Raw genomic sequence first — 22,235 nt, forward strand, 5'->3', positions numbered from 1 at the left:
TAGAAAAATTTAAATTATTTTATAACCTATTGATTAATTTAATAAAATAAATATAAGTATTTTCTACTTAATACCACTAACGACCCTATTCAAGAAAACTTTAGGCATTTTTTTAAAATTTTTTAACTATTTCAAAAAAGACTGCGTGGTTTTATCCCTTCTATTCTTCGATTTCATTGCCTACCCCGTATCCAATAATGCAGCCATTGATCAAAGCAGCATGATTTAGACCGGCATGCTGCAGCACAGGAACCAATGACATGGCGCAGGATAGCGATCTCGAAAAAACTGAACAGCCGACGGCTCGACGCATAGAAAAAGCGCGCGAAGACGGCGACGTTCCTCGTTCTCGCGAACTGGCGACCTGCACTGTCCTGTTAACTGGCGGCATAGGCATATACATGCTGGGAGGACGTCTTAACCAGGCAATGCTTGGCAATATGAACTCCAATTTGCGTATCAGCCGGGAAGCAGCCTTCGACTTCAACCTATTAATCAGCAAAATCAGCGCCAGCATTCTGGATCTGCTGATTGCTTTTTCGCCCCTCGCCCTGATCTTGTTAATCGTCATTATTGGTTCCCCTGCTTTGATTGGTGGCTGGAATGTGAGCAGCAAGGCATTCATGCCAAAATTCAGCAAGCTCAATCCCATCAACGGCATTTCCAATCTTTTTTCCAAAAACTCCTTGGTCGAACTGGTCAAGGCAGTCCTCAAGGCCACGCTGGTGGGATCTGTCTCCTATATGGTCATGGCACATGACATGGATATGATCCTGTCACTATCCACCCAGCCATTGGCGAGCGGCATTGCGCAGGTTGATGGCATCCTGATCAAAGGTTTTTTGTTTATTGTGTCGGCTCTGGTATTGATTGCGGCTATTGATGTCCCCTATCAGCTATGGAATTACAACAATAAACTCAAAATGACCAAGGATGAGGTCAAGCAGGAATCCAAGGAAAGCGAAGGTAATCCAGAGATCAAGGCCCGCATTCGCCAACAACAGCGGGAAATGGCGCGCCGCCGCATGATGGCGGAAATTCCAAAAGCAGATGTTGTGATTACCAACCCTACCCACTATGCAGTAGCAATCAAGTATGACGATGGCTTCATGGGTGCCCCGCGAGTGATCGCGAAGGGGGCTGACGATATTGCCCTGAAAATCCGTGAAATTGCCGGCGAGCATAAAGTACCGACTCTGGAATCTCCCAAGCTGGCACGTGCACTCTATGCCCATACAGACCTTGGCGATGAGATCCCACAAGCACTGTATGCCGCAGTAGCTGAAATTCTCGCTTACATCTTTCAGCTCCGTACTTATAAAACCGAGGGGGGCTATTACCCAAGCATGCCAATGGCGCTGGATGTACCTGATGCCCTTGATCCACACCTGAAAGGAGCCAATGCATGAATGCGATCAAACTACCAGCCTGGCTGATTGGCGGCAGCTCGCTAGCTGCACCGCTCATTATTGTCATGCTGCTGGCAATGATGATCCTGCCGTTGCCAGCCATTGCCCTGGATGCCTTGTTCAGCTTCAATATTGCGCTTTCCATCCTGGTATTGCTGGTTGGCCTGCAAACTGCAAAACCGCTGGATTTTATTGCCTTTCCCACTATCCTGCTGGTCACCACGATGTTGCGCCTGTCACTCAACGTAGCATCAACCCGCGTGGTGCTGACGGAAGGCCATACTGGGCCGGATGCCGCCGGCAAGGTTATTGAAGCCTTCGGTCATTTCCTGATTGGCGGTAACTACACAGTGGGTATCGTCGTTTTCGTCATCCTGACTATCATCAATTTTGTGGTAGTCACCAAAGGTGCAGGTCGTATCGCAGAAGTAGGTGCCAGATTCACCCTGGATGCCATGCCTGGCAAGCAGATGGCAATTGATGCCGACCTCAATGCCGGCCTCATTGGAGAAGAGGAAGCCCGTAGCCGCCGCAAGGAAATCGGCCAGGAAGCGGAATTCTATGGTGCCATGGATGGTGCCAGTAAGTATGTGCGTGGTGACGCGGTTGCCGGTATTCTGGTTATTATCATCAATATTATCGGTGGTCTGATTGTTGGTGTTGCCCAGCACGACCTGAGTTTTAGCGAGGCGGTCAAGAACTACACCCTGCTCGCCATTGGTGACGGCCTGGTGGCACAGATACCTGCGCTGATTATTTCCGTGGCTGCCGGTGTTGTCGTTTCGCGTGTTGCTGATGATAGGGACATAGGCAACCAGCTGGTTGGCCAGTTATTCTCAAAACCCAAGGCTATTTACGTCACCGCGGCCATTATTGCCGGCCTAGGCCTGATTCCAGGCATGCCACATTTCGCATTCCTGGTGCTGGCTGGGATATTGGGCGGTGTTGCCTATTTCGCAGAACAGAAGCAGCAATCCCCCGCAATAGAAAAAGAGTCCGCACCAGCCCCAGTATCGGACTCCCCCGAGGCGACCTGGGATGATGTCATGCCGGTAGATGTCATTGGCCTGGAAGTAGGCTACCGGCTCATCCCCCTAGTGGACATGGCCCAGGGCGGTGATCTATTGAAGCGGATCAAGGGCCTGCGTAAAAAATTCGCACAGGAAGTCGGCTTTCTGCCTCCTGCCATCCATATCCGTGACAACCTGGAGCTGAAACCGGCAGGCTACCGGATTACACTCAAAGGCGTTGAGCTCGCAAGTGGCGAGTCCTATCCGGGCCAATACCTGGCAATAGATCCAGGCAATGTGACTGGTCAATTGCAGGGCACTGTCACGACAGATCCTGCCTTTGGCCTTCCCGCAGTCTGGATTGAAGCCAATATGCGTGACCAGGCACAAGCCATGGGCTATACAGTAGTCGATACCAGCACTGTGATTGCTACGCACCTGAATCACATGATTACCTCTCATGCAGCAGAATTATTGGGGCGGCAAGAAGTACAGCAGCTTCTGGATCATATCGGCAAAGAGTCACCAAAGCTGGTGGAAGACCTGGTACCGAAGTTACTTAGCCTTTCGGTCGTGCAAAAGGTATTGCAGAACCTGTTGGTTGAAGGTGTGCACATTCGCGATATGCGGACAATCATTGAAACACTATCCGAACATGCGCCACGGGTTCAAGATACTGATGATCTTACTGCGTTGGTCCGCATCCAATTGGGACGTGCAATTGTGCAGCAGTTGTTCCCTAGCGGCAATGAAGTGCCGGTCATGACGCTGGACCACAACCTTGAACGCCTGCTGCTGCAGGCATTGCAGTCCACAGCATCAGGCGGTGCCGCAATTGAACCAGGCTTGGCCGATACATTGTCCACACAGACTGCCAATGCCGCCAAACAACAAGAGCAGATGGGCATGGCACCGGTATTGCTCGTACCCGGTGCCTTACGCACCGCCCTGTCCAGATTCCTGAGAAGAGCTGTACCACGCTTGCGTGTACTGGCTCATGAAGAGCTACCTGATACGAAAACCATACGCGTTACCAGTCTGATTGGAGGCCAAGCATGAACATCAAACGTTATTTCGGCAAGAATTCCCGTGAAGCCCTGAATATGGTGCGCCAGGAACTGGGAGCAGATGCCGTCATTCTATCCAATCGTGCTGTAGAAGGAGGCAACGAGATTCTCGCCTTCCGAGAAGAAGACATGGCTAAGCTGGTAGCAGGCAGCGAGAGCAAGCCCAAGCCATCCACGACTTTGGCTGCTGAATCAGCTTCCGGTCCGGAAACTCTGGTTTCCATATTGAGTCGTAACAAGCGTACAGTCAAAACTGCTGAGCCTTTGAACCATGAGGCACTGAAACAGCAAAGGAATCCCGCCAAGACACCGGTAGCTCCACAGGCGCAAACAGCAGGCATGAGCCCCGTTATCGAGATGGCTAAACCTCGGGTACAGAACCAAGCAAGGCCTGTTAACCATGCGGCAACTGACGAAAAACATGCCAATGAACTCTCATCAATGATGAGGGAAATGCGCTCAATGCGCAGCATTATCGAATCGCAGCTGACCGAGATGGCATGGGGCAATATTCAGCAACGCGACCCTGTCAAATCCGGCTTGTTACGCTCCATGATTTCTGCCGGCTTCAGTGCAGGTCTGTCACGCCAAATCGCGGAGCATATCCCGGCTCAGAGCAGTGAAGCAGATGGAATGAAATGGCTGCAGAATGTCATTGGCAAGAATATCAATACCATTAGCGATGAGCAGCAAATCCTCGATGAAGGCGGTATTTTTGCCTTGGTAGGACCAACCGGGGTAGGCAAGACTACTACTACGGCTAAGTTGGCCGCACGTTTTGTCATGAAGCATGGCGCCAAAAAGCTGGCCTTGATCACAACAGACTCCTATCGCATCGGCGGGCATGAACAACTGCGCATCTACGGAAAAATACTAGGTGTGATGGTACATGCAGTAAAAGACGAAGCTGACCTCAAGCTCGCACTTAACGAACTTAAAGGCAAGCACACTATCCTGATTGATACAGTCGGTGTCAGCCAGCGCGACCGTATGGTAGCCGAGCAGATTGCCATGCTTTCCAGTACTGGCATGCCAATCAAGAAAATTCTTTGCATGAACGCGACCAGCACAGGAGAAACGCTGACCGATGTGATTGACGCATACAAGAGCCGTGGCCTGGAAGGCTGCATCATCACCAAGCTGGATGAGGCTGCCTCTATCGGTAGTGTGCTGGATGTCATCATTCGTGAAAGGCTCAGGCTTTATTACGTAGCCAACGGCCAGCGTGTCCCTGAAGATATCCACATTGCCAATAAAAACCTGCTGGTTCATCATGCATTCAAAATTGCACGCAAGAAAACCGAGCATTTCAGCTTCAGAGAAGAAGAAATCCCTTTCATCATGGCCAATATGGCCGCTGATACGGCCTCTGCTAAATTAGTGGGAATGAAACATGATTAACCATCGCGATCAGGCCACTGGCCTCCGGCGGCTGATGGCAGGGCCCCGCCCGAAAATACTGTCAATCTTGTCGGCAGCACAGGCCAGTGAACAAACAAGATTGTTGACCAATCTCGCAGCCTCACTGCTTAGACAAGGCAGTGATGTAATGGTATTGGAGGCGACCCAGACCCCCTTGAATGCTTGTCAAGGCTATGAGTTTTCTCCTGCACAATCCTCCTGGATCGATGCAGCACGGCGGCCAGACCTGCATCATGAGATAATAAACACTACCGAACTAGGCTATTCTGTTGCAAAATTACTGTCAGGTGCTTCTGATGCCCGCTTATTGGGCAAGGAAAATACCATGATGCATATGGAACGCATGTTTATCAATATGGCCAGGCAACATGAAATCGTGCTGGTTGATGCAACACTCAACAGCAACGACACCATGCCTCTCAATATGCTGAACACGGGGGAGATACTGATTCACATGACACGCGATGCAGATTCAATCACTGCGGCTTACAGGCTTATCAAGCAGCTTTGCAATCAAGTCGGCAGGCGTTCGTTCGGTGTTTTGGTATCGCATGCGACAGAAGCGCAGGCTAAAGTTGTCTTTCATAACATTGCAGAAGTAGCGCAGCGCTATCTGCATATAGAATTAGAGTTCGTAGGGTTGATTCCCAATGATGAGCATCTTGGTCGCGCAGCCAAACTGGGACGCGCAGTGATCGACGCCTTCCCCATGGCAAAAGCCTCAACAGCTTTCAAGACATTAGCCCGGAAAATAGACCATAATCACGGTCTACTACAGGCGTCTTTCAGCTAATAAGGATATCTGATGTACACCTTGCATGGAAAAACCAATCACAAGGAAGAATTGCTTAAACAGCATGCAAGTTTGGTAAAAAAAATAGCTTTCCAGCTTAAAGCTAAACTGCCTGCGAGCGTTGACATTGACGATCTGGTGCAAGCAGGCATGATGGGCCTGCTCGACGCAACCAACCGTTACGAAGATACGCATGGCGCTCAATTTGAGACTTATGCAGCCCAGCGCATCCGTGGTTCCATGATAGATGAACTGCGTCGCGCCGACTGGCTGCCACGCAGTGTGCGCAAGAACATGCGGGATGTTGAAAGTGCAATACAAGGGCTGGAACAGAAGCTGGGACGCCCTCCGAGCGAAGGTGAAATTGCCAAGCAACTCAACCTTTCTATGGATGACTTTCAGGAAATGCTGGGCGACTGCAGCGGGCACCAACTCATTTACTATGAAGATTTCAGCGAGCAAGACAACGGAGACCACTTCCTTGATCGCTACAATACCGATGACTCTGGCGACCCTCTCAAGATCCTCTTGTCAGGCGATTTCCGTGAAGCCCTGATTGATGCCATTGAGACCTTGCCGGAGCGCGAAAAAATACTGATGGGCCTGTATTATGAGCAAGAAATGAACCTGAAAGAAATTGGTGCCATCATGAGTGTTTCCGAATCACGGGTATGCCAGTTGCATACTCAAGCAGTTGCCCGCCTGCGTGCCAACCTGAAAGAAAAATTGTGGACTGGAGCAGCCTAGGCGGTATAGCACTGGCGCTTGGCGGAATACTGCTTGGCCAGGCTCTTGAAGGCGGGAAAATCAGCTCACTGATACAGCCCGCCGCATTCATGATTGTCATATTTGGCACCATAGGTGCCGTCTTGTTGCAAACACGTCCATCCCACTTTATCCAAGGCGTGCGCCTTGCCAAATGGATTATAAAGCCTCCAGAGGATGATCGTGTAAAACTGGCTCGCCGCATTGGTATCTGGAGTCAAATTGCCCGTAAGGATGGTGTGCTACTGCTGGAAAATTACATGTATTCAGAGCAGGACCCTTTCATTAAAAAAGCATTACGTCTGTTGATTGATGGGACTCCTCCTGAAAAAATCCGCGATATATGCAATGTTGATATCAACCGTTACGAAGCCTCACAGCGTAATGCCATTAAAATCTGGGAGTCTGCAGGCGGTTATGCGCCCACAGTGGGAATCATGGGGGCGGTATTGGGGCTGATCCACGTAATGGAAAACCTGTCTGATCCCAGCCGCCTGGGTAGCGGGATCGCTGTTGCCTTTGTAGCCACCATTTATGGCGTCGGGTTTGCCAACCTTCTCTTTCTGCCGATCAGCAACAAACTCAAGGCATTGATCCTGGTGGAAACAACCCGCAGAGAAATGCTGATAGAAGGCATAGTCAGTATTGCCCATAGCGAAAACTCCAAGGTAGTCGAGGATCGACTGGCCTCTTACTTAAGATAACCCCTGCATCAATCTATGGGGAGAAGAAGAAAATTTGAAGAAGAGCCAGAGAATCATGATCGCTGGCTGGTTTCCTATGCAGACTTTATCACCCTGCTTTTTGCCTTCTTTGTTGTAATGTATGGCATTTCCTCGGTCAATGAAGGCAAATACAAAGAACTGACCTCAGCCTTGGGCACTGCTTTCAGCGGAACCAGTTCAACCAATGGCACGAGTATCGAACAGCCAACAGACAATGACAGCAAGGGTCCTGCAGACCAGGTATCCTCACAAACCTCGCTCATCCGTTTACTGCCACTGGCACGTTTACAAAAAGACAAACTACGCCGCGAGCAAGAAGCAATATCCGCAATCGCCTCGCGCCTGTCCAGATCTCTCGCCACCCTTGCACGGAGTGGAAAAATCAACATTACAACCAATGACAGGGGGGTGCGTATTGATATCTATGACAACCTGCTGTTCACTCCAGGATCTTCGGAAATCAAGCAAGATGCTGTTGCACCAATCAATGATATTGCCCAGGTACTATTACAAACAAATTACGACATTCAAGTGGAAGGACACACTGACAATGTCCCCATCCAGAATAGTCAATACCCTTCAAACTGGGAACTGTCTGCCACGCGCGCAAGTAGCGTTGTCAGGCAGATGATCAAGGAAGGTATCACGGATACTCGATTGAGCGCGGTTGGTTACAGCGATACACAAGCAATTGCAGACAACACCACAGAGGAAGGACGTGCGAAAAATCGCCGGGTATCTATCATGGTGTTGTATAAGCCGTTGACTACTAAAGAGAAAGTCGACTCGTTAAATAACAATGCAGTTAGCGAGAAGCTACCCTAACATTCAAGCCTGCGTATTATAAAAACCAGATCCAGAACTGGATTGGCCATTGGGGCCATAGAACTGGTTGGATGAAGGACGTCCCAGAGTGTTCAATACATTCTGGTTAAGATTGAAATGCTTGTTAATTAATATGCCATTCAGGCGATTAAGCTCTTTCGCCTGATCCAGCAAGGCATGGAATCGGCCCCATGATGCCTGGATGCCGGAATCCTGAGCAGCCAGCCATTTTGCCAGCCCCTGCTCATCAGCATCAAAACCAAGAGCCGCCACAGACTTGTAGCGTGACTGCGTATTGCTACTCAAGTCCTGCAATACCTGAGCCTTTTCGTTCAGCAATCCTTCCATGGTATCCACATCCACTTTGATCAAACTTGCCTGTTCTCGCTTTAATAGCAGCAACAAGGCATCTACCAGTTTAATTTCTACATCAAAGCCAAGTTGAGAAGTCATGCTCAGGATTGCCTTTCCCCTGCAGCCAACCAATTACCTAGGTGTTGTCAGCAAGTCTTTTACAGTGTTGATGAGGCCATCAGCAACCTTTTCAGAGTCCACTCTGAACTGACCGCTGGAAATGGCAGATTTAATTGCACTCACCTTGTCAGCGTCATATACATTGTCACTGGCAACAGCAGCTTCCAGTGATTGCAATTGTGAAGCCAATGGTGACAACGTCACGCTTTCACCAGCGGCAGCTGGAGATTTTGTTTCGTTAGCCTTGGCGGAGGATTTGTTCTCTGCCTTTTCATTGTTGAGCGCTACTGCTTTCTGAAGTGCGTCATCTATTTTCATGGCGATATTCCTTAAGCTTATTCACAGCATAGATACATGCCGATATATTGCTCTTATCGGCTTGGTTTGTGTTAACTTTAGTAAAAATCGTTAAAGATTTCCACCAATAAATCAACTGTATCCATTCATAGCATATCCGGCTTTTAGAATACCACTTCGATTTGACCGCCCTGCCTGGCCAATCCACTTACCACCTGGCCATTGGCCACTTTGACTTTGACGCGCTGCCCTTCGCCCGCATTGCCGAGTGCGGTACCTTCGGCTGAAATGCTGAAGCCCCTGCCAGCTGAACTCAAAATCACTTTTTGACCTTGTTGCACGACCGGAGTGATACGCAGCATTTCTTGACGCAATACCGTGCCCGCGCTTAATGACAGCCCTACCCTCATGCCAACAGCCTGGGTGCTATCGGTAAAGATTCCCGGAGGCAATTTAGCCAGATCGCCCCGGTTGGTTGCAAGATCCCGTTCAGTGATGATATGTCCCTGAACGAGGGGAGCAGCAGCAATCAGGTAATCAGCCATCACTTGTACATTGGCTTGCACATATACAGTCCAGACCGAAGGGGCATTGCACCTTACCCCAACAGAGGTTCTCCCCCATGCCCGGCTACCATGAGGAAGAAACATCTGCATGGAAGCACAATCTGCCAGCTTGAGACGACTGTCAATGGCAACGGCAGACACCGAGACCTTGCCTGGATATCCTGCACTTTGGGCCAGTAAAAAATCCTCGACCTTCTGACGGATCAGCGTAAGATCTTGAGAAGCAGTTTGAGCATATACCGGTGTAACGCCCAATAGGGACGAGCATAGTGTCAAGGAGCAAAATGCAGCCACTAGCTTTCCTGCATATTGTTTCAACTTCATGACACGCCTCCTGTCGTACAATCTCAAGGCCTTCAGAATTGAGCGGCCCTGACAAAATATTCAAGGTGGATTGTACCCAGGCGATCCAATACAAAAACATGAAACAGGACTAGATTTACCCCCTTATTCAATCAATAGAATTTGTAGCAGGCACTCTAGACTCGCAATCATCTGTAATAACGACAATATTCCGTGTTTCTCGACCGCGCATATCTGTCGTTACCAACTGGAGGTACACATGATGAACAAGCTGGATGCGGCACTCAACTTCCACGAAACTGCTCTGCGCGTTCGCGGTCAGCGGCAGGAACTGCTGGCGGCCAATATCGCCAACGCGGATACGCCAGGATATAAAGCTCGCGATATCAACTTTGCCGATACTTTCAAACAGGCATTGGCTGGTATTGATCATAGTGGCCTGTCAGCAGCCACTACCAACTCTGCTCATCTTCAAGCAAACGCGCCTTCCAACGGCCAGCCTGGCGGCGTCATGTTCCGCTCAATTATTCAGGGGAGCGTAGATGGTAATACCGTGGACATGGATGTGGAGCGCACCCAGTTTGCAGACAATGCCTTGCGATATGAAGCCAGTATTACCATGATCAGCGGTCAGATCAAGAAAATGCTGGCTGCGGTCCAGGGGCAATAAATATGAGATTTAACGGCTCAATACTTAAAGGAGACTTCCATGTCACTTTTTAATGTATTCAATATTTCCGGCTCAGCCATGAGCGCACAAGGGCAGCGCCTGAACGTGGTAGCCAGCAACCTGGCCAATGCAGACAGCGCAACCAGTGCCAACGGGCAACCCTATAAAGCCAAGCAGATTGTATTTTCTGCAGTACCGCTCAACTCTGCAGATGCTCAGGGAGTTAGGGTAAAAGAAGTGAGGGAAGACCAATCACCGCCACAAATGAAATATGACCCCAAGCACCCCATGGCTGATGAAAACGGCTATGTCGCCATGCCCAACGTCAATGTGACCGAGCAGATGGTCGATATGATTTCAGCCTCGCGCTCTTATCAAAACAACGTTGAAACCATGAATGCGGCCAAGAGCATGCTGCTGAAGACCCTGACCATAGGTCAATAACCCTGAAAGCGAGACAAGATCATGGCAAGTACTTCTGGAATTTCTGACAATCTGCTGAATACAATGAATCCGACAAGCTCATCATCGTCGAGTAGCAGCATTTCTGAAACACAGGATCGTTTCATGAAACTGCTGATTACCCAGATGAAAAATCAGGATCCGCTCAATCCCATGGACAATGCTGAAGTGACCAGCCAGATGGCTCAACTCTCCACCGTGACCGGGATTGAAAAGATGAACAGCACACTCTCGGCTTTCATCAGCAGCATGCAATCCACCCAGGCACTGCAGGCATCAAGCCTGATTGGCCGTGCCGTACTGGTGGAAGGCAGCAGCACTTATCTTGCGGCCAGCGAGACAGAGGGGGAGTCGGAAGCCTATTTTGGTGTTGAGCTGCCAGTTGGCGCGGACAACCTCAAGGTCAACATCAAGGATGCCAGCGGCAATGTGGTCAAGACGATCAACCTGACCAACCAGGCTGCCGGCATTTCCCAGCTCAGCTGGAATGGCTACAGTGAGGATGGAACCAAGCTCGCAAATGGTCGTTATACCATCGAGGCAACTGCTACGACTGGCAACAGCACGGTAGCATCGACTACATTAAGTTATGAGCAGGTTATGAGTGTGTCTTCAGGTACGGATGGCATCAAACTCAACCTGAGCAATTTGGCAGCAATCACCACGGACAAGATAAAGCAGATTTTCTGATTGCAGCACTATGGCAGCATGTAATTTCACCAGGAGAACAATATGGCTTTCCAACAAGGTTTAAGCGGCCTCAATGCCGCATCCAAGACCATCGAAGTAATTGGTAATAACGTTGCCAATGCCAGCACGGTCGGCTTCAAGCAATCACGCGCGGAGTTTGCGGATGTTTACGCTAATTCGCTGGGTGGCGGCAATGCATCCAAGATTGGTATTGGCACCAAGATTGCTGCCGTCACCCAGCAGTTTACCCAGGGTAATATTTCCAATTCGACAAACCCGCTGGACGTGGCCATCAATGGCAACGGGTTTTTCCGCATGAGCGATAACGGCACCATCAGTTATTCACGCAATGGTCAGTTCCAACTGAGCAAGGAAGGCTATATCCAGAATGCCTCAGGACAAAGGCTGACAGGTTATGCAGTCGTTAATGGCGTGGTACAGACCGGTGCCCTGACTGAATTGCAGATTGATGCGTCGGATCTGGCTCCTAGGGCATCAACATCCATTACCGGCCCGCTGAACCTGGATTCTCGTGCAGACATCATGGATCCTGCTGATTTCAACCTGAATGACCCTACTACCTACAGCCACTCCACACCGATTGAAGTGTACGACTCCCAAGGCAATGCGCACAATGTACAGTTGTATTACATCAAGACTGCCGCCAACGAATGGAGCATCATGGCGAGTGCTGATGGTGCGCAAGTGCCTCCGGGCTCACCTCCAACAGCCGTAGGCACGATGTCCTTCACCGGTTCAGGTGTTAATCCGACGATCACCACAACTCCATTGAGTATTCCCGTAACCACTGGTGGAACCTCACCACTGTCAATCTCATTGAATCTTGCAGGCAGCACACAATTTGCCAATTCATTCAATGAAAGCGACCTGGGGCAGGATGGCTATGCCGCTGGGCGCCTTTCCAGCTTCAGTGTGGGGGATGACGGCTCCATTCTGGGTCGTTACTCGAATGGTAAAAGCGCTGTCCTGGGACAAGTAGCCCTCGCCAATTTCCGCAACCTGAACGGGCTGCAACCGCTGGGCGATAATCTCTGGGCAGAAACTTCAGAGTCCGGCCCTCCTATTGTAGGGGTGGCAAACTCCGGTGGCCTGGGGGTATTGCAATCCTACCGGCTTGAAGAGTCCAACGTAGACTTGACGGCAGAACTGGTCAACATGATTACTGCGCAACGTGTTTACCAGGCCAATGCCCAGACGATCAAGACAGAGGACCAGATCATGCAGACCCTGGTCAACCTGCGCTAATCGCTGATTGAATCACCGCTACATGCATAAGGAGCCGCTATGGACCGCTTGATCTATACGACGATGACCGGAATGAAGCACATCATGGAGCAACAGGCGACTACGTCGAATAACCTGGCCAACTCCACAACAACCGGATTCCGCTCGCAGATAGACAGCTTCCGTGCGGTTCCCGTGATAAGTGACGGCCTGCCAACGCGGACATTTGTAGTGGACTCTACCGTTGGGGCGAATTTCAACAGTGGCGTCATCCAAACGACTGGACGCGAACTTGATGTGGCCATTCGTGATCGCGGTTGGTTTGCCGTACAACGCACGGACGGCACCGAAGCCTATACACGCAATGGCAATTTCAAGCTCAATGAAAACGGTGTGCTGCAAACGCAGGAAGGCCTGACGGTGGTGGGCGATGACGGTCCGATCACCATTCCGCCGGAATCCAAGATAGCAATTGCCAATGATGGCACCGTATCTGCCGTATCAACCAATGTCATACCCATTATTACCAATCTGATCGGCCGGCTCAAACTGGTCAATCCGAATGATAGCGACCTGGTACGCGGCAGCGACGGCCTGTTTGAGATGAAAAACCGTACGCCCCTTGAGGCAGATGCCAATGTCACCGTTGCAAGCGGCGCACTGGAAAGCAGCAATGTCAACGTGGTCGAGGAAATGGTCAATATGATTACCCTTGCCAGGCAGTTCGACCTGCAAACCAAGCTATTGCAGAACGCGGAGAATAACGCCACTAAAGCCGGTCAAATCCTCAGTTTGAGTTAAGGCTTGGTGTTATAGCATAAGTATTAAATTCGATTATTCCGGCAATCACGGTTGCCAGAAACAGAAACAAGGAGCAGATCATGATACGTTCGCTATGGATTGCCAAAACCGGACTGGAAGCCCAGCAAACACAGATGGATGTGATTGCCAACAATCTGGCCAATGTCAGCACCAACGGGTTCAAGAAAACCCGCGCCGTATTTGAAGACCTGCTCTACCAGAACATCCGACAGCCAGGCGCTCAATCCTCACAGCAAACACAACTTCCATCCGGCTTGCAGCTCGGCACTGGCGTGCGCCCCGTTGCCACGGAGCGTATCCACACCCAGGGCAACCTGCAGCAAACAGGCAATTCAAAGGATGTTGCGATCAGTGGCGACGGTTTCTTCCAGGTATTGTTGCCAGATGGCACTACAGCGTATACCCGGGACGGTGCTTTCCAGATGGATAACCAGGGCCAGCTGGTTACCGCCAGCGGCTTTACCATACAGCCTGCAATCGTGATTCCCCCAAATGCGCAGAGCCTCACCATTGCACGTGACGGCACTGTTTCCGTCGTATTGCCGGACAGCCCCAATGCGGTACAAATCGGCAGCTTCCAGCTTGCCACTTTTATCAATCCGGCTGGCCTGCAATCACGCGGTGAAAACCTTTATGTTGAAACAGCTGCTTCCGGCACCGCCAACATTAACGAGCCGGGCAGTAACGGCGCTGGCATGCTGGTCCAGCAATATGTGGAAACTTCCAATGTCAATGTTGTGGAAGAGCTGGTGAACATGATCCAGACACAGCGTGCTTATGAAATCAACAGCAAGGCAATTTCTACCTCAGACCAGATGTTGCAACGGCTTTCACAACTTTAGGTAACAACAATTCATCATGAATGAGTTATCTGGCCGCAAAGGAACCACCATGCGATCACGCCACAATCTGCATACAAAATGTGCTCGATATTTATTAACTGCCAGCCTGTTGCTGTTGGCTAGTGGTTGCGCTGTCACGCCTAAAACCATTACCAACGGCCCAAGCACAGCGCGCCCACTCCAGCCCAGTGCTGTCGCTTACAACAGCGGTGGCATTTACAGTCCGGCGACCTACCGCCCGCTGCTTGAAGACAAGCGTGCGCGCCTAGTAGGAGATACCATTGTCATCAACATTACGGAGAACACCTCTGCCACCAAGTCAGGTACCAACTCTGCCAGCAAGTCAGGTGAGGTTAATGCCGGTGTTGCCAGCTTCCTGGGACGGACATTCCCAAGACTGAGCGCCAGTGCAAGTTCCGATAACTCCTATGATGATGCAGCCGCATCAAATTCGCGTAATGTCTTTACTGGCACTATCAGCGCCACCGTGACGGAAGTATTGCCGAACGGTCACTTGGCTGTCAGCGGTGAAAAACAGGTGGCCTTTGACCGTGGTACTGAATTCGTACGCTTCTCCGGGGTGGTGGATCCCATGTATGTAGCTGCCGGCAACAGCATTGCATCAAGCCGGGTAGCCGATGCCAGGATAGAGTACCGCACCAACAGCAATATCGATGCATCACAGGTAATGTCTATTCTCACCCGCTTCTTCTTGAGCATTGCACCATTATGAGCATGATCATGAAAAAACATATCCTAGCCTTTATAGCATTGGGCAGCCTGATACTGGCAACCCCAACTGCAGCGGAGCGTCTCAAGGACCTTACCACCATACAAGGCGTACGTACCAACCAGTTGATCGGTTACGGGCTGGTAGTTGGCCTGGATGGTACAGGCGACCAGACAACACAGACGCCATTTACCGTACAAAGCATTATCAGCATGATGCAGCAAATGGGCATCAACCTGCCTGTGGGAACCAATTTGCAGCTGCGTAATGTAGCAGCTGTCATGGTGACAGGAAGCCTGCCCCCCTTTGCGCAACCAGGGCAGAACATGGATGTGACTGTCTCATCCATGGGGAATGCCAAGAGCCTGCGCGGCGGTACGCTATTGATGACCCCACTCAAAGGTGCGGATAACCAGGTCTATGCCATGGCCCAGGGCAATCTGCTGGTGGGCGGCGCAGGCGCGGGTGCCAGCGGCACCAGTAGGCAGATCAACCATCTTAGCGCAGGCCGCATTTCCGCCGGAGCGACAGTTGAACGCGCCGTGCCCAGCCAGCTCACCGAAGGCAGCACCATCAACCTGGAACTCCGGGAAGCGGACTTTTCCACAGCCAGCATGGTAGTGGATGCGATTAACCAGCGCTTCGGGCTTGGTACGGCTACCGCACTGGATGGTCGTGTAATCCAGGTTCAGCCCCCTACCAATACCAGCCGTGTGGCATTTCTGGGTAATCTGGAAAATTTGGATATCAAGCCTGCACAAGGCATGGCAAAAGTCATTCTGAATGCGCGCACAGGTTCTGTCGTCATGAACCAGGCCGTCACACTGGATGACTGCGCTATTTCCCATGGCAACTTATCCGTTGTCATCAATACGGCCCCAGCCATCAGCCAGCCCGGCCCATTCTCTGGCGGGCAGACTGTAGCGACCCAAGTGTCTCAAGTTGAAATCAACAGGGAACCAGGTCAAGTGATCAAGCTGGATAAAGGCACTTCCTTATCCGATGTGGTCAAGGCATTAAACGCCATAGGTGCCACACCCCAGGATCTGCTAGCCATTCTGCAAGCAATGAAGGCCGCTGGCTCATTACGCGCAGAACTGGAAATCATCTAGGGCAATGTGATGGCCATTCCCAACTTCACCCCCGACTACGGCAGCAAGATTGCCGCCGATGCCAACAGCCTGAATACATTAAAACAGGCTGCGCATCAAAATAGCCCGGAATCCATCAAGGCAGCAGCCACGCAGTTTGAAGCCCTGTTTGTCAATATGATGCTTAAGAGCATGCGCGATGCCACTCCCAAGGAAAGCATGTTTGACAGTGAACAAAGCCGCACATTCACCACCATGCTGGATCAGCAACTGAGTCAGAAAATCGCCAACCGTGGCATTGGGCTGGCCGATATGTTGGCACGCCAGTTACAAGGCGGGATCAGTGATGGCACAGGAAACTTGGAGGATGAAAGCAATAACTCGTTCTCCCCTTCTGCACCCAGCAACTTTTCCGCTACTTCCCGCAGCGCACAGACAGCAGCCTATACTAGCCATGCCAGCATTCCCCGCAGCGCACAGGAATTCATGCAGCAGATGACGCAACATGCAGAAGCAGCCAGCAATGACAGCGGCATTCCTGCAAACCTCATGCTTGGACAGGCCGCGCTGGAAAGCGGCTGGGGCAAACGACAGATCGTAGGTACTGATGGCACTGCCAGCAATAACCTGTTCGGCATCAAGGCGGGGGCGAGCTGGAAGGGCAAGACGGTAGAAGCCGTTACTACGGAATACATTAATGGCATGCCGCAAAAACGGATAGAGAAGTTCCGTGCTTATGACTCTTATGCAGATTCTTTCCGCGATTTTGCCAGCATGATGCAGAACAATCCGCGCTATCAGAAAGTGCTGGCCAATACGGATAGTGCAGCAGGATATGCCCAGGCCATGCAGGATGCTGGTTATGCCACTGATCCAAAGTATGCCAGCAAACTACAGCGCGTAATAGAAAACGTGAACCGGACAGTATAGATCACTGAATTACCAGGACTATTGCCGCTGTTGCAGCATCCCTGGATAAAGTTTCCAGATTTTATGCCGTTCATTCTAGTAATTGACACTTAGGTAAACTGATCGATAACCATCATGTCCAGTATATTCAACATCGGCAAAACGGCATTGAATGCGGCCCAGGTCGGCATCAATGTCACTGGTCACAATATCGCCAATGCATCCACTGATGGCTACTCGCGCCAGGTAATTGTGCAGTCCACTGCACAAGCACAGAACTGGGGCTTCGGCTTTATCGGCCAGGGGACACAAGTCGATACGGTCAAGCGTGTTTATAATGAATTGCTGACCAAGCAACTCAACAATAGCCAGTCAATCAGCAGCGCAATCAATGCGCAGCTCAGCAATATCAACCAGATTAACAGCATGCTGGCAGACTCCAGCGCGGGGCTTTCACCTGCGATACAGGACTTCTTCAACTCCATCAATGATCTTTCCACGGCCGCCAATGATCCTGCTGCACGCCAAGCGGTCATTTCTTCAGGTGAAGCATTGGTCAGCCGCTTCCAAAGCTTGGGAGAACGTCTGCAGGAAATGCAGAGCAACGTCAATGCACAACTCACCACCAGCGTGGCCTCGGTAAATACCTATGCCAAGGAAATTGCGCGCCTTAATGAGGCCATTGATGCAGCCACAAGCAGTACCGGCCAGCCTCCCAATGATTTGCTTGATCAGCGTGACCAGCTGGTATTGCAGCTCAATAAGGAAATCAAGGCCACTGTAGTGGTACAGGATGGCAATAAATACAATGTATTCATCGGCAACGGCATTCCGCTGGTTTCCGGGATGAAGTCATATTCTTTGACCACTGTTGCCTCCCCCACCGATCCCAGCAGGCTAGAAGTCGCATACCAGTCAGGAGGCACTACCAGCATCCTGTCGGAAAAAAGCCTGCAGGGCGGCACTATAGGTGGCGTACTGCAATATCGCAGCCAATCGCTGGATACGACCCAGAACACCTTGGGCCAGATTGCGATTGCACTTGCCCAATCATTCAATACCCAGCACCAGCAGGGGTTGACTGCAAATGGTATCCCAGGTGGCAATTTCTTCAACATCCCGGCGCCTGAAGTTAACGGTAGTACCTACAACACTGGCACTGCAAATGTGGAAAGTAGCATCACCAATGCGAATGTGCTGGCCGCCAGCGATTACCGCTTACGCTACGATGGCACCAACTACACCATCACGCGTATCAGCGATGGTGTAACGCAATCGTTTACCAGCCTGCCCCAGACTATGGACGGCGTCAGCTTCTCCATCAGCTCCGGGAGCATGAACTCTGGAGATCAGTTTATTATTCGCCCAACGGCCAATGCAGCCAATAATATCAGCATGGCCATATCACAGATCGCAGATATAGCGGCCGGTGCACCAGCCGTTGCAGGAGTCGCTGACACTGCCAATACCGGCTCCGGCTCCATCAGCAGCATCAAGGTTGACAGCAACTATGCCAGCGCACCGCTGACCACGCCTTTCACCGTCAATTACAGTAGCGGCAACCTGAGTGGATTTCCCGCTGGCCAAGCCATCACTGTCACGACTTCCAGCGGCTCGACTACCTATCCAGCCGGTAGCAGCGTGCCATATACAGCGGGTGCAAGCATCAGTGTCGCCGGGCTGAGCTTCAGTATCAGCGGCACACCGGCAACTGGCGACCAGTTCACCATTAGCGCCAATACCAGCAATGCTTCAGGAGACAACCGCAACGCCTTGCAGCTCGCAGCCCTGCAAACAGGCAAGACCATGAATAACAGCACTGCTTCCTATCAGGATGTATTCAACCAGCTGGTGAGCTTCGTCGGCAACCGTACGCGTGAATTACAGGTGACCGGTGCCGCGGAAGATGAACTACTCAAACAGACATTGACTACGCAGCAATCCGAGTCCGGCGTCAACCTGGATGAGGAAGCGGTTAACCTCCTTCGTTACCAGCAGGCTTACCAGGCAGCAGGCAAAGTCATGCAAATCGCCAGTACCCTGTTCGACACATTGTTGTCCATACGCTAAACACGAGGTCTATCATGCGCATCAGTACCAATACCATGTATCAGAACGGCGTAACCAGGCTTTCGCAGATACAGGCTGAACAAAGCAAGTTGATGGAGCAGATTTCCAGCAAGAAACGCATCCTGACGCCAGCCGATGATCCTGTAGGCTCTGCCCGGGCGTTGGGCATACAGAATTCACAAAGTATCAATACCCAGTTTGCCCGCAACCGCCAGTTTGCAGAAAACGGCATGAATACCGTTGAAAGCAACCTGAACAGCGTCACCGACATGCTGCTGGCAATGAAATCCACCTTGCTGGAAGGCGGTAATGCCTCTTACGATAATACCCAGCGGAGCTATCTTGCCATAGACTTGCGCAATAACCTGGAAGGACTGATAGCGCTTGCCAATGCCAAGGATGGTAGTGGCAATTACCTTTATTCTGGATACAAGACCGATACTGCACCTTATACGCAAACAGTAACCGGGGTGGCTTATAACGGCGATGACCAAGTGCGCAAGCTGCAGGTATCCAGCAGCAGACAATTGGCAGTGACCGATACCGCTCCCAATATTTTCCAGTCCAATGGCAATGATGTATTTGCTACCCTGACCCAGATCGCCAACCTGCTTGATACCCCAGTGACCAATGATGCAGAAGCCCAGGCGCTGCGTGATGGGCTAGATACCGCTATCAATTCGTTGCAAGCTACCATGGATAATGTACTGACTGTACGTGCACGCAATGGCTCAGGTTTAAAAGAGCTGGAATCCCTCAATACCGACGGTAGCGACCGTGACCTGCAATATGCAAAGTCCTTATCGGAAATCCAGGACCTGGACTATGCCAAGGCACTGTCTGACCTGACCAAGCAACAAACGGTGCTGGAAGCAGCACAAAAGTCGTTTGTTGCCATCACCAGCCTGTCCCTGTTCAACCTGTTGTAATACAGCATCCATAGCCCAGGCTATGGATGCATAGCATGGTCAGATGCCCAACTCCTCCACCCAGGAGAGCGAGGCAATATGGCAATCGTTCACTTTATTCGGGTCAAGCTGCAGGTTGTTGGCAAGTGCAATCATGCGCGTATCATCCTGGCTCTCGCAGGCTTCTGCGAGTTCAAGAAATGGTCCGTAAACCCCTGTTCGATGCAACAAGGCATCATGCACAGCCTCAGGCAGGTCCACCTTCTCCAAAACCTGCTCCATCGGCATTTCCAGCATGCGGTCCAGCATGGAAAACACTCCCACTACGAACAGGTTGTCACGGCCGGCCTTGTCAAAATAACCCTCGCCTAATAATTCAGTCAGACGCCCACGGGTAATCGAGGTTTTCATGAGGGCAGGAGCTGCGGAATTCTCCCCAGCCGTCACCATGAGCAGTGTCAACCAGCGGTAAAGCTGCTTGGTTCCAATAATAGTCAAGGCATGGCGAATTGACTGGATCTCACATGAAAGCCCAAACCCGACAGAATTGATATAACGTAAAAGTTTGAAAGAAAGTGCGGCATCGCGCTTGAATCCGCTTTCTATCTCTTGTATATCCGCATCGCGGCTGACCATGTTAAGTAGATCAAGCACTGCGGTAAATGCGGGGTTGATTACCTTGGCCGTGAAGGTTTCAGTATGGGCAAAATAAAACCCCTGGATCAAATGAAAGCCTATTTTCTTGCAGAGTTCATATTGCTCTTGATGCTCAACTTTTTCTGCCACTATCTTCAGAGTCAAGCTTTGATAATCCAGAAAGCGCTTGGCAACCTCATCCATTGAAAATGCAAGGATATCGATCTTGATGAAATCGGCACAATCGATCAGCGGCGATCCCAGCAATGAAGTGCCTTTATCCTTGAGCGCTATCTTGTATCCACGTTTGCGCAGAAATTGACAACGTTCCACCATTGCAGGTCCAGGCACTGTGATATCTGCCAGTTCCAGCACAGTTCTTGCAGGCGGCAACAACTCCAGGAATTCGCTATGCAGCATTTCCTCGCTGACGTTGATGAAAGCCATCTTGTCGCCAAGCAACCATTGGGCGCCCATATCGCTGATTGTATTCACCAGCACCCGGGTACAGGCCTGCAAGCTGCTCTCGAACACAGCTGTAGTCGCTTCTCCGCTATGCCGGAAGAAAAGCTCATACGCCACGATATCCTGGTTAATATTCATGATTGGCTGTCGGCCAATGAATGCCTGGTCTTGTCTCATACAATCAAACTCTCAATATTGATATTCTGCTGCTTGGCATTTATCGCCATCTGCTAATCAGGGCGAGGCAGGGTTGCCCGCACAGGTTGCGCTATTTCCTGCATAAAGCTCATGCTTTCATACATCAATTTCTGCACAGGTTGCAACATATGTGGCAAAGCCAGCGTCAGCACCAAAAAGCCCAGCCCTATGGTAATAGGGAAACCTATCCCAAAAAGATTAAGCTGTGGTGCCGTTCTTGTCAGAATACCCAATGCCATATTGGCCATCAGCAGTGCAGTTACAATCGGCAGTGATATCAGCAAGCCTACACTGAATATCTTGCCGCCCCATAGGGCAATTTTATATGGATTTATATGAAAATTGGGCTCAGCTGTAATCGGAAAACTTTGAAAACTGTCAGCCAGCGTGGAAATCACAACCAGATGTCCATTAATCCCAAAGAATATCAGCATGGATAGTACAACCAGAAACTGTCCAATTGCCGTGCTCTGGCCTTGGGTCTGAGGGTCATAAAAACTGGCAAACCCAAGCCCCATCGTCATTCCGGAAGCTTGGCCTGCCATTTCAATGGCAGCAAAAATAATACGCAAGCTGAACCCCATGGCGGCCCCTATCAGTATCTGCTGCGCCAGGATCAAGAGGCCACTCATGGAAAATATCGATAATGGAGGAATATCCGGCATGGTGGGGATCAGCATCAATGTCAACACCAAGCCAAATCCCAACCTGATGGTATTGGGCAATGCCCGGTGACTGAATATGGGAGCTGCCACCATAAAGGCAAGAATGCGCGTGAGAGGCCAGAACAGCGTGGCGATCCATACCTGCAGGAACTCGCTACTGACTGTGACCATAGAGT

The 22,235-nt window shown here is 50.8% G+C and carries 23 protein-coding genes; 18 read left to right on the plus strand and 5 right to left on the minus strand.

All coding sequences use genetic code 11. From position 1 onward, the window contains the following. Positions 1–260: 260 nt before the first annotated feature. The 7 genes from flhB to motD are packed head-to-tail and all read left to right on the plus strand — an operon-like array spanning position 261 to position 8,016. Complete coding sequence (gene flhB / locus LG200_RS08165; RefSeq protein ID WP_226757070.1) at positions 261–1,409, plus strand: flagellar biosynthesis protein FlhB; 1,149 nt, start codon at positions 261–263, stop codon at positions 1,407–1,409. Next, positions 1,406–3,478 carry a flagellar biosynthesis protein FlhA gene (gene flhA / locus LG200_RS08170; RefSeq protein WP_226757071.1) on the plus strand — a complete coding sequence of 691 codons (2,073 nt, stop codon included), beginning with the start codon at positions 1,406–1,408 and terminating at the stop codon, positions 3,476–3,478. Before flhB ends, flhA begins: the two co-directional genes overlap by 4 nt. Then, positions 3,475–4,887, plus strand: coding sequence for a flagellar biosynthesis protein FlhF (gene flhF / locus LG200_RS08175; RefSeq protein ID WP_226757072.1), 1,413 nt, complete (start codon positions 3,475–3,477; stop codon positions 4,885–4,887). The genes flhA and flhF overlap by 4 nt, the downstream gene beginning before the upstream one ends. After that, the gene (locus LG200_RS08180) at positions 4,880–5,701 is read left to right on the plus strand and encodes a MinD/ParA family ATP-binding protein (protein ID WP_226757073.1); all 822 of its coding nucleotides are present in this window, start codon (positions 4,880–4,882) and stop codon (positions 5,699–5,701) included. Before flhF ends, LG200_RS08180 begins: the two co-directional genes overlap by 8 nt. Before the next feature lie 12 nt (positions 5,702–5,713). Continuing rightward, positions 5,714–6,448 (plus strand): RNA polymerase sigma factor FliA, encoded by a 735-nt coding sequence (locus LG200_RS08185; protein ID WP_226757074.1) that lies wholly within the window; start codon positions 5,714–5,716, stop codon positions 6,446–6,448. Further along, the gene (locus LG200_RS08190) at positions 6,430–7,170 is read left to right on the plus strand and encodes a flagellar motor protein (protein ID WP_226757075.1); all 741 of its coding nucleotides are present in this window, start codon (positions 6,430–6,432) and stop codon (positions 7,168–7,170) included. Before LG200_RS08185 ends, LG200_RS08190 begins: the two co-directional genes overlap by 19 nt. A 15-nt stretch (positions 7,171–7,185) precedes the next feature. Beyond that, a complete protein-coding gene (motD, locus tag LG200_RS08195) occupies positions 7,186–8,016 on the plus strand; it encodes a flagellar motor protein MotD (protein WP_226757076.1) in 831 nt (276 codons plus the stop codon). Positions 8,017–8,019: 3 nt separating this feature from the next. Here motD and LG200_RS08200 read toward each other — a convergent pair whose 3' ends face one another. The 3 genes from LG200_RS08200 to flgA form a co-directional block, all read right to left on the minus strand. Beyond that, a complete protein-coding gene (locus tag LG200_RS08200) occupies positions 8,020–8,469 on the minus strand; it encodes a flagella synthesis protein FlgN (protein ID WP_226757077.1) in 450 nt (149 codons plus the stop codon). A 33-nt stretch (positions 8,470–8,502) separates the two neighbouring features. After that, entirely contained in the window at positions 8,503–8,808 is a 306-nt protein-coding gene (flgM, locus tag LG200_RS08205) for a flagellar biosynthesis anti-sigma factor FlgM (protein WP_226757078.1), read from the minus strand. A 143-nt stretch (positions 8,809–8,951) separates the two neighbouring features. Beyond that, positions 8,952–9,677, minus strand: a complete 726-nt coding sequence (flgA, locus tag LG200_RS08210) for a flagellar basal body P-ring formation chaperone FlgA (protein WP_226757079.1) — start codon at positions 9,675–9,677, stop codon at positions 8,952–8,954. Between the two features lie 238 nt (positions 9,678–9,915). Between flgA and flgB the strand changes: the two genes are divergently transcribed. The 11 genes from flgB to flgL all read left to right on the plus strand — a co-directional run bounded on the left by flgB (position 9,916) and on the right by flgL (position 20,116). Continuing rightward, positions 9,916–10,326, plus strand: a complete 411-nt coding sequence (flgB, locus tag LG200_RS08215; protein WP_226757080.1) for a flagellar basal body rod protein FlgB — start codon at positions 9,916–9,918, stop codon at positions 10,324–10,326. 39 nt (positions 10,327–10,365) lie between these two features. After that, a complete protein-coding gene (flgC, locus tag LG200_RS08220) occupies positions 10,366–10,770 on the plus strand; it encodes a flagellar basal body rod protein FlgC (RefSeq protein ID WP_226757081.1) in 405 nt (134 codons plus the stop codon). Positions 10,771–10,791: 21 nt separating this feature from the next. Beyond that, on the plus strand, positions 10,792–11,478 hold the full coding sequence (locus LG200_RS08225; RefSeq protein ID WP_226757082.1) for a flagellar hook assembly protein FlgD: 687 nt from the start codon (positions 10,792–10,794) through the stop codon (positions 11,476–11,478). A gap of 42 nt (positions 11,479–11,520) precedes the next feature. Beyond that, positions 11,521–12,744 (plus strand): flagellar hook protein FlgE, encoded by a 1,224-nt coding sequence (gene flgE / locus LG200_RS08230; protein WP_226757083.1) that lies wholly within the window; start codon positions 11,521–11,523, stop codon positions 12,742–12,744. A gap of 39 nt (positions 12,745–12,783) precedes the next feature. Further along, entirely contained in the window at positions 12,784–13,524 is a 741-nt protein-coding gene (gene flgF, locus LG200_RS08235) for a flagellar basal-body rod protein FlgF (protein ID WP_226757084.1), read from the plus strand. 80 nt (positions 13,525–13,604) lie between these two features. After that, complete coding sequence (flgG, locus tag LG200_RS08240; protein ID WP_226757085.1) at positions 13,605–14,387, plus strand: flagellar basal-body rod protein FlgG; 783 nt, start codon at positions 13,605–13,607, stop codon at positions 14,385–14,387. Between the two features lie 16 nt (positions 14,388–14,403). After that, on the plus strand, positions 14,404–15,120 hold the full coding sequence (locus LG200_RS08245; RefSeq protein ID WP_226757086.1) for a flagellar basal body L-ring protein FlgH: 717 nt from the start codon (positions 14,404–14,406) through the stop codon (positions 15,118–15,120). Positions 15,121–15,128: 8 nt separating this feature from the next. After that, positions 15,129–16,229 (plus strand): flagellar basal body P-ring protein FlgI, encoded by a 1,101-nt coding sequence (locus LG200_RS08250; RefSeq protein ID WP_264193816.1) that lies wholly within the window; start codon positions 15,129–15,131, stop codon positions 16,227–16,229. Positions 16,230–16,238: 9 nt separating this feature from the next. Then, positions 16,239–17,138: a flagellar assembly peptidoglycan hydrolase FlgJ gene (gene flgJ / locus LG200_RS08255; protein WP_226757087.1), complete on the plus strand. Its 900-nt coding sequence runs from the start codon at positions 16,239–16,241 to the stop codon at positions 17,136–17,138. A 114-nt stretch (positions 17,139–17,252) separates the two neighbouring features. Continuing rightward, positions 17,253–19,187: a flagellar hook-associated protein FlgK gene (gene flgK / locus LG200_RS08260; RefSeq protein WP_226757088.1), complete on the plus strand. Its 1,935-nt coding sequence runs from the start codon at positions 17,253–17,255 to the stop codon at positions 19,185–19,187. A 14-nt stretch (positions 19,188–19,201) separates the two neighbouring features. Next, positions 19,202–20,116 (plus strand): flagellar hook-associated protein FlgL, encoded by a 915-nt coding sequence (gene flgL, locus LG200_RS08265; RefSeq protein ID WP_226757089.1) that lies wholly within the window; start codon positions 19,202–19,204, stop codon positions 20,114–20,116. Between the two features lie 39 nt (positions 20,117–20,155). Here the strand turns inward: flgL and LG200_RS08270 are convergent, their stop codons facing one another. Further along, on the minus strand, positions 20,156–21,334 hold the full coding sequence (locus LG200_RS08270) for an EAL and HDOD domain-containing protein (protein WP_264193817.1): 1,179 nt from the start codon (positions 21,332–21,334) through the stop codon (positions 20,156–20,158). Between the two features lie 92 nt (positions 21,335–21,426). Further along, entirely contained in the window at positions 21,427–22,230 is an 804-nt protein-coding gene (fliR, locus tag LG200_RS08275; protein WP_226757091.1) for a flagellar biosynthetic protein FliR, read from the minus strand. Between the last annotated feature and the right edge of the window lie 5 nt (positions 22,231–22,235).

It is taken from the genome of Methylobacillus caricis (assembly GCF_020532705.1).
Taxonomy (GTDB): Bacteria; Pseudomonadota; Gammaproteobacteria; order Burkholderiales; family Methylophilaceae; genus Methylobacillus; species Methylobacillus caricis.

What these genes read in the sequence shown, in the direction of transcription:
- LG200_RS08245 (WP_226757086.1), top strand. Translation starts at nt 14,404, where the DNA reads ATGAATGAGTTATCTGGCCGCAAAGGAACCACCATGCGATCACGCCAC.
- flgM (WP_226757078.1), bottom strand. Translation starts at nt 8,808, where the DNA reads ATGAAAATAGATGACGCACTTCAGAAAGCAGTAGCGCTCAACAATGAA.
- motD (WP_226757076.1), top strand. Translation starts at nt 7,186, where the DNA reads ATGGGGAGAAGAAGAAAATTTGAAGAAGAGCCAGAGAATCATGATCGC.
- LG200_RS08270 (WP_264193817.1), bottom strand. Translation starts at nt 21,334, where the DNA reads ATGAATATTAACCAGGATATCGTGGCGTATGAGCTTTTCTTCCGGCAT.
- LG200_RS08180 (WP_226757073.1), top strand. Translation starts at nt 4,880, where the DNA reads ATGATTAACCATCGCGATCAGGCCACTGGCCTCCGGCGGCTGATGGCA.
- flhF (WP_226757072.1), top strand. Translation starts at nt 3,475, where the DNA reads ATGAACATCAAACGTTATTTCGGCAAGAATTCCCGTGAAGCCCTGAAT.
- LG200_RS08250 (WP_264193816.1), top strand. Translation starts at nt 15,129, where the DNA reads ATGAAAAAACATATCCTAGCCTTTATAGCATTGGGCAGCCTGATACTG.
- flgE (WP_226757083.1), top strand. Translation starts at nt 11,521, where the DNA reads ATGGCTTTCCAACAAGGTTTAAGCGGCCTCAATGCCGCATCCAAGACC.
- flgB (WP_226757080.1), top strand. Translation starts at nt 9,916, where the DNA reads ATGATGAACAAGCTGGATGCGGCACTCAACTTCCACGAAACTGCTCTG.
- flgC (WP_226757081.1), top strand. Translation starts at nt 10,366, where the DNA reads ATGTCACTTTTTAATGTATTCAATATTTCCGGCTCAGCCATGAGCGCA.
- flgL (WP_226757089.1), top strand. Translation starts at nt 19,202, where the DNA reads ATGCGCATCAGTACCAATACCATGTATCAGAACGGCGTAACCAGGCTT.
- flgJ (WP_226757087.1), top strand. Translation starts at nt 16,239, where the DNA reads ATGGCCATTCCCAACTTCACCCCCGACTACGGCAGCAAGATTGCCGCC.
- LG200_RS08225 (WP_226757082.1), top strand. Translation starts at nt 10,792, where the DNA reads ATGGCAAGTACTTCTGGAATTTCTGACAATCTGCTGAATACAATGAAT.
- LG200_RS08200 (WP_226757077.1), bottom strand. Translation starts at nt 8,469, where the DNA reads ATGACTTCTCAACTTGGCTTTGATGTAGAAATTAAACTGGTAGATGCC.
- flgG (WP_226757085.1), top strand. Translation starts at nt 13,605, where the DNA reads ATGATACGTTCGCTATGGATTGCCAAAACCGGACTGGAAGCCCAGCAA.
- flhB (WP_226757070.1), top strand. Translation starts at nt 261, where the DNA reads ATGGCGCAGGATAGCGATCTCGAAAAAACTGAACAGCCGACGGCTCGA.
- LG200_RS08185 (WP_226757074.1), top strand. Translation starts at nt 5,714, where the DNA reads ATGTACACCTTGCATGGAAAAACCAATCACAAGGAAGAATTGCTTAAA.
- flgK (WP_226757088.1), top strand. Translation starts at nt 17,253, where the DNA reads ATGTCCAGTATATTCAACATCGGCAAAACGGCATTGAATGCGGCCCAG.
- fliR (WP_226757091.1), bottom strand. Translation starts at nt 22,230, where the DNA reads ATGGTCACAGTCAGTAGCGAGTTCCTGCAGGTATGGATCGCCACGCTG.
- flgA (WP_226757079.1), bottom strand. Translation starts at nt 9,677, where the DNA reads ATGAAGTTGAAACAATATGCAGGAAAGCTAGTGGCTGCATTTTGCTCC.
- flhA (WP_226757071.1), top strand. Translation starts at nt 1,406, where the DNA reads ATGAATGCGATCAAACTACCAGCCTGGCTGATTGGCGGCAGCTCGCTA.
- flgF (WP_226757084.1), top strand. Translation starts at nt 12,784, where the DNA reads ATGGACCGCTTGATCTATACGACGATGACCGGAATGAAGCACATCATG.